10 protein-coding genes are annotated in these 15,411 nt (G+C 61.7%); 9 read left to right on the plus strand and 1 reads right to left on the minus strand.

Annotated elements, in window-relative coordinates; all coding sequences use genetic code 11:
- Positions 1-217 precede the first annotated feature (217 nt).
- Positions 218-1,759, minus strand: coding sequence for a hypothetical protein (locus IAE77_RS18190; protein WP_294229503.1), 1,542 nt, complete (start codon positions 1,757-1,759; stop codon positions 218-220).
- Between the two features lie 70 nt (positions 1,760-1,829).
- Between IAE77_RS18190 and IAE77_RS18195 the strand changes: the two genes are divergently transcribed.
- The 9 genes from IAE77_RS18195 to IAE77_RS18235 are packed head-to-tail and all read left to right on the plus strand — an operon-like array spanning position 1,830 to position 15,407.
- Positions 1,830-3,056 (plus strand): hypothetical protein, encoded by a 1,227-nt coding sequence (locus IAE77_RS18195; protein ID WP_294229505.1) that lies wholly within the window; start codon positions 1,830-1,832, stop codon positions 3,054-3,056.
- Positions 3,053-4,234 carry a VCBS repeat-containing protein gene (locus IAE77_RS18200; protein ID WP_294229507.1) on the plus strand — a complete coding sequence of 394 codons (1,182 nt, stop codon included), beginning with the start codon at positions 3,053-3,055 and terminating at the stop codon, positions 4,232-4,234. Before IAE77_RS18195 ends, IAE77_RS18200 begins: the two co-directional genes overlap by 4 nt.
- Before the next feature lie 37 nt (positions 4,235-4,271).
- Complete coding sequence (locus IAE77_RS18205) at positions 4,272-6,593, plus strand: PSD1 and planctomycete cytochrome C domain-containing protein (protein WP_294229510.1); 2,322 nt, start codon at positions 4,272-4,274, stop codon at positions 6,591-6,593.
- Positions 6,594-6,596: 3 nt separating this feature from the next.
- Positions 6,597-7,604, plus strand: coding sequence for a succinylglutamate desuccinylase/aspartoacylase family protein (locus IAE77_RS18210; RefSeq protein WP_294229513.1), 1,008 nt, complete (start codon positions 6,597-6,599; stop codon positions 7,602-7,604).
- Positions 7,601-8,821, plus strand: a complete 1,221-nt coding sequence (locus tag IAE77_RS18215) for an MFS transporter (protein ID WP_294229516.1) — start codon at positions 7,601-7,603, stop codon at positions 8,819-8,821. Before IAE77_RS18210 ends, IAE77_RS18215 begins: the two co-directional genes overlap by 4 nt.
- Positions 8,822-8,831: 10 nt before the next feature.
- Positions 8,832-10,331, plus strand: a complete 1,500-nt coding sequence (locus tag IAE77_RS18220; protein ID WP_294229519.1) for a M81 family metallopeptidase — start codon at positions 8,832-8,834, stop codon at positions 10,329-10,331.
- Entirely contained in the window at positions 10,328-11,458 is a 1,131-nt protein-coding gene (locus tag IAE77_RS18225; protein ID WP_294229522.1) for a mandelate racemase/muconate lactonizing enzyme family protein, read from the plus strand. The genes IAE77_RS18220 and IAE77_RS18225 overlap by 4 nt, the downstream gene beginning before the upstream one ends.
- Before the next feature lie 59 nt (positions 11,459-11,517).
- Entirely contained in the window at positions 11,518-13,527 is a 2,010-nt protein-coding gene (locus IAE77_RS18230; protein ID WP_294229524.1) for a PSD1 and planctomycete cytochrome C domain-containing protein, read from the plus strand.
- Positions 13,528-13,538: 11 nt separating this feature from the next.
- A complete protein-coding gene (locus IAE77_RS18235; protein ID WP_294229527.1) occupies positions 13,539-15,407 on the plus strand; it encodes a GDSL-type esterase/lipase family protein in 1,869 nt (622 codons plus the stop codon).
- Positions 15,408-15,411 lie beyond the last annotated feature (4 nt).

Below are 15,411 nucleotides of genomic sequence, written 5' to 3' on the forward strand. Positions count from 1 at the left end.
ACATGGACTGCGGCAGCCTGCTGCCGCTTTTCCGAGGCAGCCCTGCTGCCGTCAAAGTCTCCCGGCTCATGAAGAACACCCCACGCTGGCGCACTGGCGAAAGCCCCTGAGTCATCGAAGCCCACACGACGTCCGACGGCCAGCAGGCTGGCCTCCCGAAAGCGGCAGCAGGCTGCCGCAGTCCAAGGAGTCCATGGAGTCCAAGGGCTTTGTCCGTTCAAGGATTATCAAACCGCTTCATCGGAGCCGGTTTGCCGTCTTCGATGAGCCAAAGATCCTGCGCGTCGATGAAATGCCAGTCGCCGTAGAGGGCGAAGAGGTTGGCTTGGCGGAACTCGAGCTCCAAACGGACGACTTGGCCGACGAGCGGTTCCAGCGTGGCTTTTTTCCAGGTCAGCGCGTGGTGGAGCGAGTTCGCGTTTCGCATGGGGACGCAATCTTCGAAGCTCAAACCGGGCTGCGGCACGCTTTTGACATCGGTGATTTGAAAACGGACCTCGCCGAAGTCGGCGGCGGCATTCACGGCGAGTTGCGCGGACTTGAGCAGCATCGGTTTCGACTGGATGCGGGCGAAGTCGCCGCGCGAGCGCAGGTGCATGAAGCCGTCTTTGCGCACGGTGTGAAGCAGCACGGCGCTGGTGGGCTCCTTGGTGGCGTTTTTCGCGGCACGCTCGCGACCGTGCGCACCTTTGTGTGATTCGGAGTAGATGCGCACCTCGGTGTCGGTGGCGACGAGGCTGCTGGGGCGGATCTGGGCGCAACCGTGCTGCGGGATGGGATTCAGCGCGATGAAGGGCTTCCGTTGGCCGCGGATGAAGTGATGGCCGTCGTAGCTGAAGGTGAGCTGCGAGTCGAAGTCACCAAAGAACTGGTTGTAGCTGTTCACCGGCACGCTGCTGGAGTTCCGGAAGGTCCACAGCACGCCGACATAGCCCGGGCCGCTGCGGATCACCGGCATGCCGTAAAAGCCCACCGGGCCGTCCACATCAAGCGAGTCGGGTTGCAGATGCAGCGCGGGTTCGCTCCACGTCGTGAAGTCACGCGTCTCACGCAGCGCGAGGCGACGATCTCCCCAACCGGGACGAGCGGTGAGGACATGCGTGCGGTCGCTCTCGCGAAAGAAAGAAAACACGGGCGGCTCGGGTGCCCAGTCGTCAGTGGCCCAATCGCCTTCTTTTTTCACCTGCCAGCGCAGGCCGTCCTTCGAGACGAGCGTGGCGGCCATGCTCATGTAGCGCTTTTTGCCCTCGCGCTTCGCGATGTCGTGCCAGCGATGCTTCGGATCGGCGAGCGCCTGCTCAAACACCGCGTCCGGGTCCTGCCGTCCGAACATTTTGAATGAGAAACCATCCGCCGCGACGGGATCGTGATACACGCCGCTGCCCTGACCGTGCGTGAAAGTAAAAATATGATGCGGCGCGAGCTTTCCGCCCTCCGGCTGCGCATCCGGCACCGGCAGCGGCTTCCACGCGATGCCGTTCTCGCTCTGCGCGGCCATGATCGTGAACGGACTCCATTTGATCGAGTAAATCATGCGCCACTGCCCGCTCGCCGCATCCCGCCACACCGAAGGAAACACCATCGACGCATCCGGGAACTGCGGGTCCGTGTAAGTGCCCAGCGTTACAGCCTCGGGCGCGGTTTGCACCAGCTCCATGTTGTTCCAGGCATCCCAACGCGCGAGATCCCAAAACGGCAGCGCTTTTTCAGCGGCGGCGAGCGACGTAGTGGCGAGAAGAAGAGCGAGATGGCGGAGCATACGGCTTCATAACGAGCAAAGCGGCTCGCTCATGCAGGTTCGAGCTTTTGTGAGCGTAGTTGAGGGTGCCATGAAACCACTGCATCTCGCTCTGCTCTTCACTTTAATCACCTGCGCTTCACGAGCCGCCATTGAGGGTGAGAATGAGCATTTCCAATACCGACTGCCCACACCGGACGAGCCGTATGTGGACACGCAGCGGGACAACCGCATGTTTGCCTTCCTCGGCACGAAGATCATGCTGTCGGAGGATTGCGGGAAGACGTGGCCGCATGTGGCGGAGTTCGCGGAGGCAAAGGACATCACCTTCAGTGTGCTGTTGAAGAATGGGAACGTGCTCTTCGCCACGCGGGAGCGGCTTTTCCTGAGCACGGACAATCTCAAGACACATCGCGAGATCATCGTGAAGCGGCCGGAGGGCGGCGAGTATCGTTCGCACACGCCGGTGGACCCGAAAAACCCCGGCTGGTATTTCCATTCGCTCGATGGCGAGCACTGCTTCGAGGTCGGAGGGAAGGAGATGTTGGTTTGGGGGAACTACTGCAACGTGCTCGGCGGCGCGGTGCCGGTGAACATCTACTATTCCACCGACAACGGCGAGACGGTGAAGCTGGCCTACGCCTTCGGGCAGAACCCGAAGTTCCAGCAGAAGGGCGCGAAGCCGGACGATGCGATGCTCGGCAATCCCGAGAACAAGCTCATCGCCCGCCACATCCACAACGTGACCTACAACCCGACGGAGAACGCCTTCTACGCTGTCACAGGTGACATCGACCGCGGGCACGGGAACGAGGTTCACTGGCTCCGAGGCACCTACGATGCTACGGTGGACAAGTGGGACTGGCAGCATGTCATCAGCGTGAACTCGAACTCGCGCTTCAAGTGCGGCGGCATCAACTTCATCGACGGCAAATGCCATTGGATCGCCGACGCGAACGGCCTCGCGCTCGCCAACCGCTATGACCGCGGCATTTTCATGTGCGATCCGAAGGACATCACGGACACGTCCAAGCACACGATGCTCTTCAATCCCGGCTACGAGTCGGCGAACATGCTTTACGAGGACGGCGTCTTCGTCGCCACGCACTGCGCACCGGCCTCGCCGTATGGCTGCGGCATCATCTGGTCTGGCGACAAAGGCAAAACCTGGGCGCAGTATGACCTGAAGGAGTTCGGCGCTCGCAGCGGCTGCCGCATCAACCGCAAAAACAGTGACGGCTGGTTCCGCATGGACCTGCGCAAAGGCTGGATCGAGCGGGCGGAGGTGCTTTTCCTGAAACCGAAATCATCAAAATGAAGCCAGTCCTTCTGCTCCTCACTTGCACTGCTTTGCACGCGGGCGACCTGTCGTGGGAGGTGATGGTGGTTCCCGGAGCTCCGTGGAAACGCCACACGATCGACAATACCTCAAGCGGCGCGGATGGCGTGAAGCTCGGCGACTTCAACCGCGATGGACTGCAGGACATTGTGACCGGCTGGGAGGAAGGTGGCGTCGTGCGTGTGTATGTGAATCCCGGCACGGACAAAGCGCGTGACGCGTGGCCGCAGATCACCGTGGGCGAGGTGCAGAACGTCGAAGAAGCGATCTTCACCGATCTCGATGGCGACGGAAGGCTGGAAGTCGTCAGCGGCACGGAAGGAAAAACGCGCACGCTTTACTGGCATCGTGAAATCCAAGGGAAGTGGCAGACCGATGTTTTTCCAGCGGCGAAGCAGATGTGGATGCAGGCCGCTGCGCTCGACCTCGATGGCCGGCATGGCATGGATCTGCTGCTCGCCTCGAAGAACGACGGTGCCGCCATCGGCTGGTTGCAGGCGCCCGTGAAGGCGGATGATCTCAACGCATGGTCCTATCAAGAGCTCCGCGACGCTGGCTGGCTCATGTCACTCGCTCCGCGCGACATGGATGACGATGGCGACGCGGATGCCGTCTTCAGCGACCGCAAAGGGGCGCGCACCGGCGTGTTCTGGCTCGAAAATCCCGGCGCGTCGTCGAATCGCCGCCACACGCCATGGCAAGAGCACGCCATCGGAGGCCTCGGCAAGCAGGTCATGTTTCTCGATCTTGGCGACGTGAATGGCGACGGTCGAACGGATGTCGTGGCGGCAGCCAAGCCAGTCGAGATCGTCATCTGCCTGAGCAAGGCTGGTAGCGGCTGGCAGGAGCATGTCTTGAGGCTCGACGGCACAAACCTCGGCGACGCCAAGGCAGTCAAAATCGCCGACGTAAACGGCGACGCCCTTCCCGATCTCTTTTTCACCTGCGAAAATGCCAAGGGGCCACGCGAGGGAATTGTCTGGCTGGAACGGCAACGCGACGGCCCATGGAAGCAGCACACACTCGGCGGGCCGGAAGGTTTGAAGTATGACCTGATGCAAACACTCGACCTGGATGGCGATGGCGATCTTGATGTCATTACCTGCGAGGAGCGGGACCAATTGGGTGTGGTCTGGTATGAGAATCCCTCGCGCTGAGCAAGGCAGCCTTTCGTAGCTCGTATTCTTCGAACTCATGCACGTTCGCCTTCCAGCATTGATCATTTCCACGTTCGCCGCCGCGCACGTCGCCGCAGCTGACATGACGCCGGACCAGCGGGCCTTCTTTGAGCAGAATATCCGCCCGGTGCTCGTGAAGCAGTGCTACGAGTGCCATTCGCAGACCTCGAAGAAGCTCGGCGGCAAGCTCCTGCTCGACGCGCCCTCCGAAATGATCGCCGGTGGCGAATCCGGCCCCGCTGTCATTCCCGGCAAACCCGACGAAAGCCTCATCGTGCAAGCCGTGCGCTACGACGGCCTCGAAATGCCACCAAAGAAGCGTCTTCCCGACAACATCGTGAACGATTTCGTCGAGTGGGTGAAAATGGGCGCACCTGACCCGCGCACCGAACCGCCGAAGATTGTCAAAAAAGCCCCGCAGGAGCCGCTTTGGTCCCTCAAGCCCATTTCCGGCCCCACGCCGCCGAAAGTCCAAAACACCGCCTGGCCACGCCAAAGCCTCGACGCCTTCATTTTGGCCAAGATCGAGCAAAACAGCCTCCAACCCGCCCCCGATGCCGAAAAGGCCATTCTGAAGCGCCGCCTCTCTTTCGATCTCATCGGCCTGCCACCTTCGTCATTCGACATTCCTCATTCGTCATTGGAGGCTTATGTCGATTCGCTCCTCAACTCGCCCCACTTCGGTGAAAAATGGGGCCGCCACTGGCTCGATGTGGCCCGCTACGCCGAATCAAACGGCAACGACGGCCTCTCGCGCAATCCGAGCTTCCCACATGCGTGGCGTTATCGCGATTACGTCATCCGCGCCTTCAATGAAGACCTGCCGTATGATCGCTTCATCGCCGAGCAGATCGCCGGAGACCTGCTTCCGGCCGATTCAGCCGAGCAGCGGGATCGCCAGCTCATTGCCACCGGCCTGCTCGCGCTCGGCGCAAAGCCTGCGAAGGCCATGAACGAGAACTTCGAGATGGATGTCATCGCCGATCAGATCAACGTCATCGGCAGCGGCATCCTCGGACTCAGCGTCGGCTGCGCACGCTGCCACGATCACAAAACCGATCCCATCCCGACACGCGACTACTACGCCCTCGCCGGCATCTTCAAAAGCACCGAGACGATGTGGGGTGCCGCCGCACGCGAGGGCCTCACCGCACCGCAAACGCCGCTGCACGAACTTCAAGCCGCCGCCAAAGTCATGCCGCGTGCTGAGGTGGAGCCGATCATCGCCGCCAACAAGCCGCGCAAAACGCCCGCCAAAGCCTCCTTCAGCTACGCCGCCGATGCACCGCTCGCCATGGGCGTGCGCGACGCCAAAAAGATCGAGGACTGCAAACTCAACATCGACGGCGAATCCAAAAAACTCGGCGCAGCCATCCCACGCGGCTTCCTCAGCGCCTGCGGCGGCGGCACCGTCGCCGATTTGAAGCAAAGCGGACGTCTCGAACTCGCCAAGTGGCTCGCCAGCCCGCAGAACCCGCTCACCGCCCGCGTCGTCGTGAATCGCGTGTGGCTCCAACTCTTCGGCGAAGGCCTCGTCACCACCCCGAACGACTTCGGCCTCTCCGGCGAACGCCCCACGCACCCCGAACTCCTCGACCACCTCGCCACCCGCTTCATGCGTGAAGGCTGGAGCATCAAAAAGCTCATCCGCAGCATCGTCCTGAGCCGCACTTATCAACAATCCAGCTTAGAGCAAAGGGCGAAGGGCATAGAGTCCCAAACCGTCGCTTCCCGCGAAGCGTCTGAACTCTCCGCCCTCCGCTCTTCGCTCTTTGCTATTCATCTTCGCCGTCGTCTCGACGCCGAAACCATTCGCGACACCATGCTCTTCGCCACCGGTGACCTCAATCGCCAGCCCGCGAGTGGTTCACTCATTCAGCATCGCGATGTGCTCATCAATGAGCTGCCCTCGCTGCATCAGCCCAGCTCGCAGCGCAGCGTCTATCTGCTCATGCTGCGCAATTCGATGCCGCCCGAGCTCACGCCCTTCAATTTGCCCGATGCCATCACCGTCGTCGCCCAGCGCGACAATTCCGCACTCGCCACGCAGTCGCTTTATCTGCTGAACAACGTCTTCGTCATCGAGCAATCACGTCGCTTCGCGAAACGACTGCTCCAATCACCCGCCGACTCCGAAAAACGCATCGCTCAGGCCTATCGCCACGCCTTGGGCCGCGACGCCACCGCTGCCGAACTCCAGCGCGGCCTCGATTTCCTTCGCGAAGCCGACTCGATGCTCGTTTCGACGCAAACCGATCACCCACGCCGCGAACTCGACACCTGGGCCGCGTTTTGCCAGGCCCTGCTCGCCAGCAATGAACTGCGCTATGTCGATTGAGCCATGATTCATACCACCATCGATTTCGACAAGCCCGGCAAGCAGCAGGGCTTTCTGCAGGTGCCGTATTCACACAATCTCGGTGGCTGGGCGAATGTGATGATCCCTGTGACCGTCATTGCTCGTGGCAAGGGGCCGACAGTGCTCGTGCTTGGCGGCAATCATGGTGATGAATATCAGGGTCAGATCGCCATCATGAAGCTCGCCCGCGAGCTGGAGGCGGAGAAGGTGGGCGGGCGGCTCATTTTGATTCCATCGCTGAATTTTCCTGCCGCGCGCACTAGCACACGGCTCTCACCGATCGACGGCATGAACATGAATCGTGCCTTCCCCGGCGAGGCTGAGGGGCCCGTGACGAGCCAGATCGCGCATTACCTGCGCACGGTGCTGTTTCCGCTCAGCGATGCAGTCATCGACATCCATAGCGGTGGTCGCAGCATGGAGTTCGTGCCCTGCTCTCACATGCATCTCGTCTCAGATCGCGAGCAACGCCGCCGCATGTATGACGCGATGCTCGCCTGGGGCACGGGGTTCTGCTTCATCTACGCGGACATCGCCGGCACAGGCTTGCTGCCCGTCGAAGCCGAGAACCAGGGCAAGACTGTTGTCACGACTGAGCTCGGCGGCGGTGAGTGCATCCCCGCCAGCGTGCATCGTATTGCGCAAAGCGGATTGAAAAACGTGCTCGTGCATCTGGGTGTGCTCAAAGGCCGTGTCGCACCGCGTGGGAAGCCGCCGATCCTCACACAGGCGCTCAATCGTGAGGACTACATCCTCGCGCCGGAGTCCGGCATCTTCGAGATCACTCTCGACCTCGGCTCCAAAGTTAAAAAGGGCCAGACCGTCGGCTACATTCACCATCTGGAGCGGCCCGATCGCGCACCGGAGCGCATTGTGGCCGCGAGCGGCGGCTACCTCATTACCATGCGTGCTCCATGTTTGACGCAGCAGGGCGATTGCATCGCTGTCATCGCCAGACAGGTCTCGGAACGTGAGGTGCTGACCGCATGAGCCGTGCACGCTCAGCCGGCGCGCTCGTCGCCTTCATGTGGGTCGCGTATTTCCTCAATTATTGCGACCGACAGGCGGTCTTCTCGATGTTTCCCTCGCTGAAGGCGGACTTGAAGATGAGCGACGAGCAACTCGGCCTCGTCGGCGCGATGTTTCTTTGGGTGTATGCCTTTGGCTGCCCGATCTCCGGCTATCTAGGTGATCGCTATTCGAAGCGGCTGCTCGTGGTGCTCAGTCTCATTGTCTGGAGCGTCGTAACGATCGGCACCGGGCTCGTGGCAGGTGGGGCGATGCTGCTCGCGATGCGTGCGGCGATGGGGGTGTCCGAGTCGCTCTACATGTCGAGCGCGGTCGCTTTGACGGCCAACGCCTACGCGGCGGACAAGCGATCGCGTGCTGTCTCGGTGCTCATGACCGGACAAATCGCGGGCACGGTTGCGGGGAGCTGGTTCGGCGGTTGGATGGCGGACCGCGGCCAGTGGCGCGGTGCCTTCTTCATCCTCGGAGCGGTGGGCGTGCTGTATGCACTGCCGTATTTCGCGTTTCTGCGGAAAGTCGGTGAGCCAGCCGCGGAGCCCGGTGCGCGGCTGTCGTTTGGCTCGCTGGGTCGTTCGCGCATGTTCGTAATGCTTTGCGTCGTCTTTCCAGTCTTCGTTTTCGGCCTTTGGTTGCTCTACGGCTGGCTGCCGGCCTTCCTGCATGACAAATTTGCGCTCAACCAGTCCGATGCGGCCTTCAATGCCACCGTCTTCCTGCAAACAGCCACCTTCATGGGCATCCTCTTCGGCGGCATGATCGCCGACAGGCTCCACAAACGGGGGAAGGCGGCGCGCTTCTGGCTCATCGCCGTCGGCCTCGTGCTCTCCGCCCCCTGCATCCATCTTCTCGGCAACAGCGACACACTTCTCGTCACACGCATCGCCGCCACGGGTTTTGGGCTGTTCAGCGGCCTTTTCATCGCAAACATTTTCCCCGCCGCTTTTGATGTCGTCGGCACCGAGGCCCGCGCGACGGCCGTGGGCCTGCTGAATTTCTGCGGGGCGATCATGTCCGGCTTCGCCACCCTCTTCGGCGGCCTGTGGAAGCAGTCGCTGGGCATCGACCGCCTGCTCAGCTTCACGGCCCTGGGCTACCTCGTGGCCGCGGTAGTGGTCGTCACCTGCATCAGATCGTTTTTTGATGAGGAGTGGCGGAAGGCGGAGCTGGTTCGTCCGTAGAAGAGTGCCCATGCCACGCATCCTCATCGCCGAATGCAAACAGGAGGTCTCGACCTTCAACCCGCACCTGAGCGGGTATGACGACTTTGGCATCCGTCGCGGTCAGGAACTGCTCGATTATCATCGCACGGTGCGAAACGAGGTCGGCGGAGCGCTGAGCGTGTTTGATGCGGTTGCCGATGTGGAGCTCGCGCCGGCCTACAGCGCGTTTTTCATCACGTCGGGCGGCACGCTGGCGAAAGGCGCGTGGGAACGCATCGCTAGCGAACTGCTGGAGAGCATCAAATCGGCTCCTGTGGTCGATGGCGTCTATTTCTGCATGCATGGCGCGATGGCGAGCGAGTCGGAACTCGATCCCGAAGGCTGGCTGCTGGCCGAAACGCGCAAAATCGTCGGCGAGAAGGTGCCCATCGTCGTTTCGCTCGATCTGCACGGCATTCTGACGGATCGCATGATCGAGCAGAGCGACGCCGTCGTGGCCTACCACACCTATCCGCACGTCGATTTCTTCGAAACCGGCCAACGCGCCGCCAAATTGCTCCTCCGCATCGTTTCCGGCGAAGTGAAGCCCGTGACGGCCAAGGTCACGGTTCCAGCGCTCGTGCGTGGCGATGAACTGATCACCGCCAGCGGCTCGATTCGTCATGCGGTGAATGCAGCGAAGGAGATCGAGCAAAGTCCACGCGGTCTCTCTGCGGCGATGATGTGGGGCAATCCGTTCACGGATGTGCCCGAACTCGCCTCGTGGGCCTTTGTGGTGACAGACAACGATCCTGAAATGGCCAAGCGCGAGGCGTTGCGCATCGCGAACCTGTTTTGGGAGCATCACGAGAAGATGCGCGTGCCTCTGAAGAGCCTAGACGAGACGGCGGCGATTGTGAAGGTCCACACGAGCGGCACGCTCGGCCTTGTCGATGCCGCGGACGCCACCAGTTCCGGCGCATCAGGCGATAGCAACGCGATCCTACGCAAGCTTATTGAAGCCGGCTGCGAGGCGCGTGTGCTTCTTCCCATTGTCGATGAACCAGTGGTGAAGATGGCTTTCGCAACTGGAATCGGCTCCACGATCACCACGAACATCGGTGGCACGCTCGATCCGCAGCGCTTCACACCGATCGAAATCACCGCGAAGGTCCGATTGCTCTCTGATGGCCGTTTCCGCAGCGAATCGTTCGGCGAAGAATGGCTCGCGGGCCCAACGGCAGTGCTGGAAGCCGTAAACTTCACGCTCGTGGTTAGCAGCCGTGCCGTGAATCTCTACGACCGTTCGTTCTTTTACGCACACGGGCAGAATCCGGCGCGTTTCGATGCCGTGGTGATCAAATCGCCCCACTGCCAGCCGCACATGTTTGCCGACTGGTGCACGCAAATGGTGCATGTCGATGCGCCTGGTTCCTCCAGCGCGAATCTGCCATACCTTGGCCACACGCGCTGCGCCCGGCCGATGTTCCCGCTCGACGCGGATGTGCCATTTCAACCTCAAGCCAAACTTTTCCAACGACACTCATGAAGATCACTGAAATCCGCTGCGCAGGTCTGCGCGGCGCCACTCCTGAAGGCGGCTGGAGCAATGAACTCCGGCCTGAAGATTGCGTTCACACGCTCGTCACCGTGCACACCGATGAAGGACTCGTCGGGCTTGGCAGCGTGTTCACGAACGATGCGCTGGTGAAGGCCGCGCTCGCGGTGCTGGAGCCGCTTTATCGTGGTGAGAACGCGCTGGAGCCGGAACGCGTGAGCGAGAAGCTGCATCAGCACATGTTCTGGCTGGGGCGCGGTGGCGCGATCACGCACGCGATCAGCGGCATCGACATCGCGCTGTGGGATTTGCTTGGCAAGGCGACGGGACAACCAGTGGGCCGCTTGCTCGGCGGTCGTTATCGCGAGCGGGTGCAACCGTATGCGTCCCTGCTGATGGATGAACCGGCGAAGATAAAGGATCATCTGCTCAAGGTGAAGTCGCAGGGCTTTCGCGCGTTCAAGATCGGCTGGGGGCCGTTCGGTCGTCGCAATGCGAAGACCGATGAAGCCATCGTCAAAGCCGCACGCGAAGCCGTCGGCGCGGAGAACAAGCTCATGGTCGATGCGGGCGGCAGTGACGCGCATTGGACGAATGGCTACAAGTGGGCGCTGAACACGGCGAAGATGCTCGCCGACTACGACGTGCATTGGTTCGAGGAAGCGCTCGTGCCGGATGCGCTCGAAGACTTCGCGAAGCTGCGTGAACACTCTCCCGTGCCGATCAGCGGTGGCGAGGTGCTGACACGGCGTCAGGCGTTCCAGCCATTCCTCGAAGCACGCGCGTTCGACATCATCCAGCCGGACGTGACGAAGGTCGGTGGCATCAGCGAGGAGCGGCGCATCGCGTGGATGGCTCAAGAGCACGGCGTGCAGTTCATTCCGCATGGTTGGAACACTGCGGTGGGCCTCGCTGCCGATTTGCACCTCGCGTCCGCGTTTCCGGGCACCGATCTGGTCGAGTATCTCACCGGATCGCCGTTCATTGATGAGATCACGCTTGGCGGCTGGAAGCTGGATTCCGACGGTATGCTGGAAATCCCAACCAAGCCCGGCCTTGGCCTCGAACTCGATCCCGACGCGGTGGCGAAATACACGCGCGGGGAGAAGCTCCTGTGATGATCATGGAATGGCGTGTTCCATTGCTGCTCTGTCTGATGTCCGTTGGCGCACACGCCGTGGACTTCACGCGCGACGTGCGCCCCATCCTCGCGTCCAAATGCTACGCCTGCCATGGCCCCGACGAGGAAAGCCGCGAGGCCGATCTGCGCCTCGATATGCCCGCGAAGGATTTCGACACGAAAACCTTCCTCCACCGCATCATCACCACCGATCCCGACGACGTGATGCCGCCGCCGAAGTCCCCCAAACCGCTCACCGCCGCTGAAAAAGACGTTTTGCGCCAATGGATCGCGTCTGGTGCGAACTACGAGCCGCACTGGGCCTTCCAGCCGATTCGGAATCCGAAGTCTCATCACGATATCGATGGCTTCGTTCGCGCCGAATTGACCAAACACGGCCTCCAGTCCGCCCCGCGTGCGAATGCGAGCACGCTCATCCGCAGGCTCTACCTCGATCTCATCGGCCTACCACCACCGTCCGATACGTCGGACTCGTCTGACCTGTCCGACGAAAGCTACGCCGCGCTCGTGGACCGCCTTCTCGCCGATCCCCGCTTCGGCGAACGCTGGGGCCGCCACTGGCTCGACATGGCCCGCTACGCCGACTCAAACGGCTTCCTCGGAGACGGCCTCCGCCCCAATGCCTACCGTTATCGTGACTGGGTCATCCAGGCCTTCAACAACGACATGCCGTATGATGAGTTCACGATCTCTCAAATCGCCGGAGACCTTCTGGACAACCGGGAACCGGGAACGGAGAACCGAGAACTCTCCCCCGGCACCGGCTTCCATCGAAACGCCGCGCTGAACACCGAAGCCGGTGTCGATAAAGAAGAAGCCCGCTACCAAAACCTCGTCGATCGCGTCAACACCATCGGCCGTGTGTGGATGGGGCTCACCATCGGCTGCGCTCAGTGCCACACGCACAAATACGATCCGATCACCATCCGCGATTACTACAGCTTCTACGCCTTCTTCGACAACACCGAGGATCGCGACGACGCCAAAACGAAAGCCCCTCTTCTCGCTGAAGTCAGCAAAGACCGCCGCCAGACCTACGTCCACCTCGCCGGCGACTACACCCGCCGCGGCCCCGATGTGATGCCCGCCACGCTTTCCGCATTGCCCGCTCAAGCTGGCAACACACGCCTCGAACTGGCGAAGTGGCTCGTTTCACCGCAAAACCCGCTCACCGCCCGCGTCGCCGTGAATCACATCTGGAGCAAGTTTTTCGGCCACGGCCTCGTGCGTACACCGGACGACTTCGGCACCAGCGGTGAAGCCCCCAGCCACCCCGAACTCCTCGACTGGCTCGCCACCGACTTCATGCGCAACGGCTGGAGCCGCAAACAGCTCATCAAGCGCATCGTGATGAGCGAAACCTACCGGCAAGCCTCCCATCATCCGTCAGATCGGTCCGATCAGACCGATCCTCTGAATCGGATGCTCTCCCGCCAAAACCGCATCCGCCTCGACGCCGAAATCCTGCGCGATTCCGCCCTCGCCGTGAGCGGCCTTCTCAAGCCAAACATCGGCGGACCCAGTTTTCGTCCACCGTTGCCCGAAGACGTCTTCGATGTCGGCCGCTCCTCCAACTGGCAGGCCAGCCCCGGCGACGAAATCTACCGCCGCAGCCTTTACATTATCACGCTGCGCAGCGTGCTCTATCCCACGCTCACCACCTTCGACGCGCCCGACGCCGCCGATGCCTGCGTGCGCCGCGAACGCTCCAACACCCCGCTGCAAGCCCTCACGATGATGAACGACGGCGTCTTCGTCGAAGCCGCCCAATCCCTCGCCCTCCGCGCTATGCACGAAGGCCCAAATCCCCTCGAAAAACTCTTCCGCCTCGTCTTGAGCCGCTCTCCGCGTGCCGAAGAGCTCGCCCGACTCCAAACCTTCCACGCCGAGCAAAAAGCCCGCGTCATGAAAAGCGGCCCCGCAGCCCTCCAAGTGCTCGGAGCACATCAAAACGCCCTTTCACCCGCTCAAGCCACCGAAGCGGCCACGTTCGTCGCCATGGCTCGCGTGCTGTTGAATCTCGATGAGTTCATCAATCGCGAGTGAACCCGCCTCTCATGCTCCAGCGCCTCTTTTGCCTCCTCATCCTCGCGACGGCTTGTCTGGCAGCCACGCCGGACAAAACGCGCCGACTCCTCACCGACGCCAAGGAACCCGTGCGCATCGTCTGCATCGGCGACAGCATCACGGGCGTCTATTATCACAGTGGCGGCATGCGGGCCTATCCGGAGATGCTTCAAATTGCGCTGCAAAAGCTCCATCCGAAGGCCAAAGTCACCGTGCGAAATGCGGGCATCAGCGGCGATACGAGCAAAGGCGGCCTCGCACGAATGGAGCGCGATGTTTTGGCTCACAAGCCGCATCTGGTGACGATCATGTTCGGCATGAACGACCTCGTGCGCGTGCCAGTGGCCGATTTCGTCGCGAACCTGCGGCAGATCATCCAGCGCTGCCGCGATGCAGGCGCGGAAGTCGTGCTGTGCACGCAAAACAGCATCGTGAACTCGCCGCAACGACCTGTGGCGAAGCTCGCCGAGTATTCGCAGGCCATCCGCGATCTCGCGAAAGCCGAATCGCTCGGCCTCGCGGACTGCTTCGCGGCTTTTGAGGCCGTGCGGTCGCAGGACGCGGTCGCGTGGAACTTCCTGCTCAGCGACGCGATCCACCCGAACATGGACGGCCACAAACTCTTCGCCGAAACCATCGCGAAGACGATCACGGGCCAGAAAGTCTCGCTGCGCGATGAACCACCACCGCCAAATCCACTCGCACATACCTTCAAACTGCTCGGCGAGGGCAAACCGGTCACTGTGCTCGCCATGCCGCCTTACGATCAGCAAATCGAGCCCGCGTTGAAGAAGCTGCATCCCGACGCGCAGATCACCGTGAAGCCATGGCCCACAGCAGGCAAAACACTCGCGGAACTCGAAACCGCCGCCAAAGCCGTGCGTGCGATGAAGCCGAACCTCGTGCTCATCGCCGTGCCTGGTCATCTCACCGAAAAAACGCCGCAGGCCTTCCACCAGCGTTACGCGTGGATCATGAACTGGTCGCTCAGCTTTGGCCCGCAGGAGTGGGATGTGGTCGTCGCGTTGCCTGAAAAGGCCGAAACGAGCCACGCCGACCTCGCGCGGCGTTTGGTGCGTGCGCAGGACTTGAGCTTCATCGAGCCCGCTTCGGGCGATTCGCTCGAAAAGTGGCTCTGGGCTCAAAAAGTCGTGAATCCGCAAGACATCGTCTTTCGCGCTTCACTCGACCAAACCGAGCAACGCTACGTCGAGGGCCTTCCTCCCGGTTTTGAGCCCGAAAAACCGCACGACGTGCTCATCGCGCTCCACGGCCATGGTTCGGATCGCTGGCAGTTCATCGATGACATGCGCGGCGAGTGTCGCGGTCTGCGCGATGTCGCCGCGAAGCACGGTGTGACCCTCGTTTCGCCCGATTACCGCGCCAAAACGTCCTGGATGGGTCCTGCGGCTGAGGCGGACATGCTTCAAATCATCGCGGAAGTGAAAACGCGGCATCGCGTGAACCGCGTCTTCATCGCCGGTGGCTCCATGGGCGGCACATCGGCACTCATTTTCGCCACTTTGCACCCCGAACTCATCGCGGGCGTCTGCGCTCTGAATCCCACTGCCAACCTCGTCGAGTATGCTGGCTTCAAAGACGCCATCGACACCTCCTACGGCAGCGCAGACGAACGTCAGAAGCGCAGCCCTGAACTCCACGCCGAACGCCTCACCATGCCCGTCGCCCTCACCACCGGCGGCAAAGACACTGTCGTGCCGCCCGCGAGCACCCTGCGCCTCGCGAAGAAGCTCCCACGCGTGCTTTCACTCCACCGCGAGGCCGTGGCGCACTCAACGAGCTACGACGACACCGTGAAAGCGATGGAGTTTGTGTTGAGAGAAGTCGCCAAGCAGTAAATGT

This window comes from Prosthecobacter sp., assembly GCF_014879935.1.
Classification (GTDB): Bacteria; Verrucomicrobiota; Verrucomicrobiia; order Verrucomicrobiales; family Verrucomicrobiaceae; genus Prosthecobacter.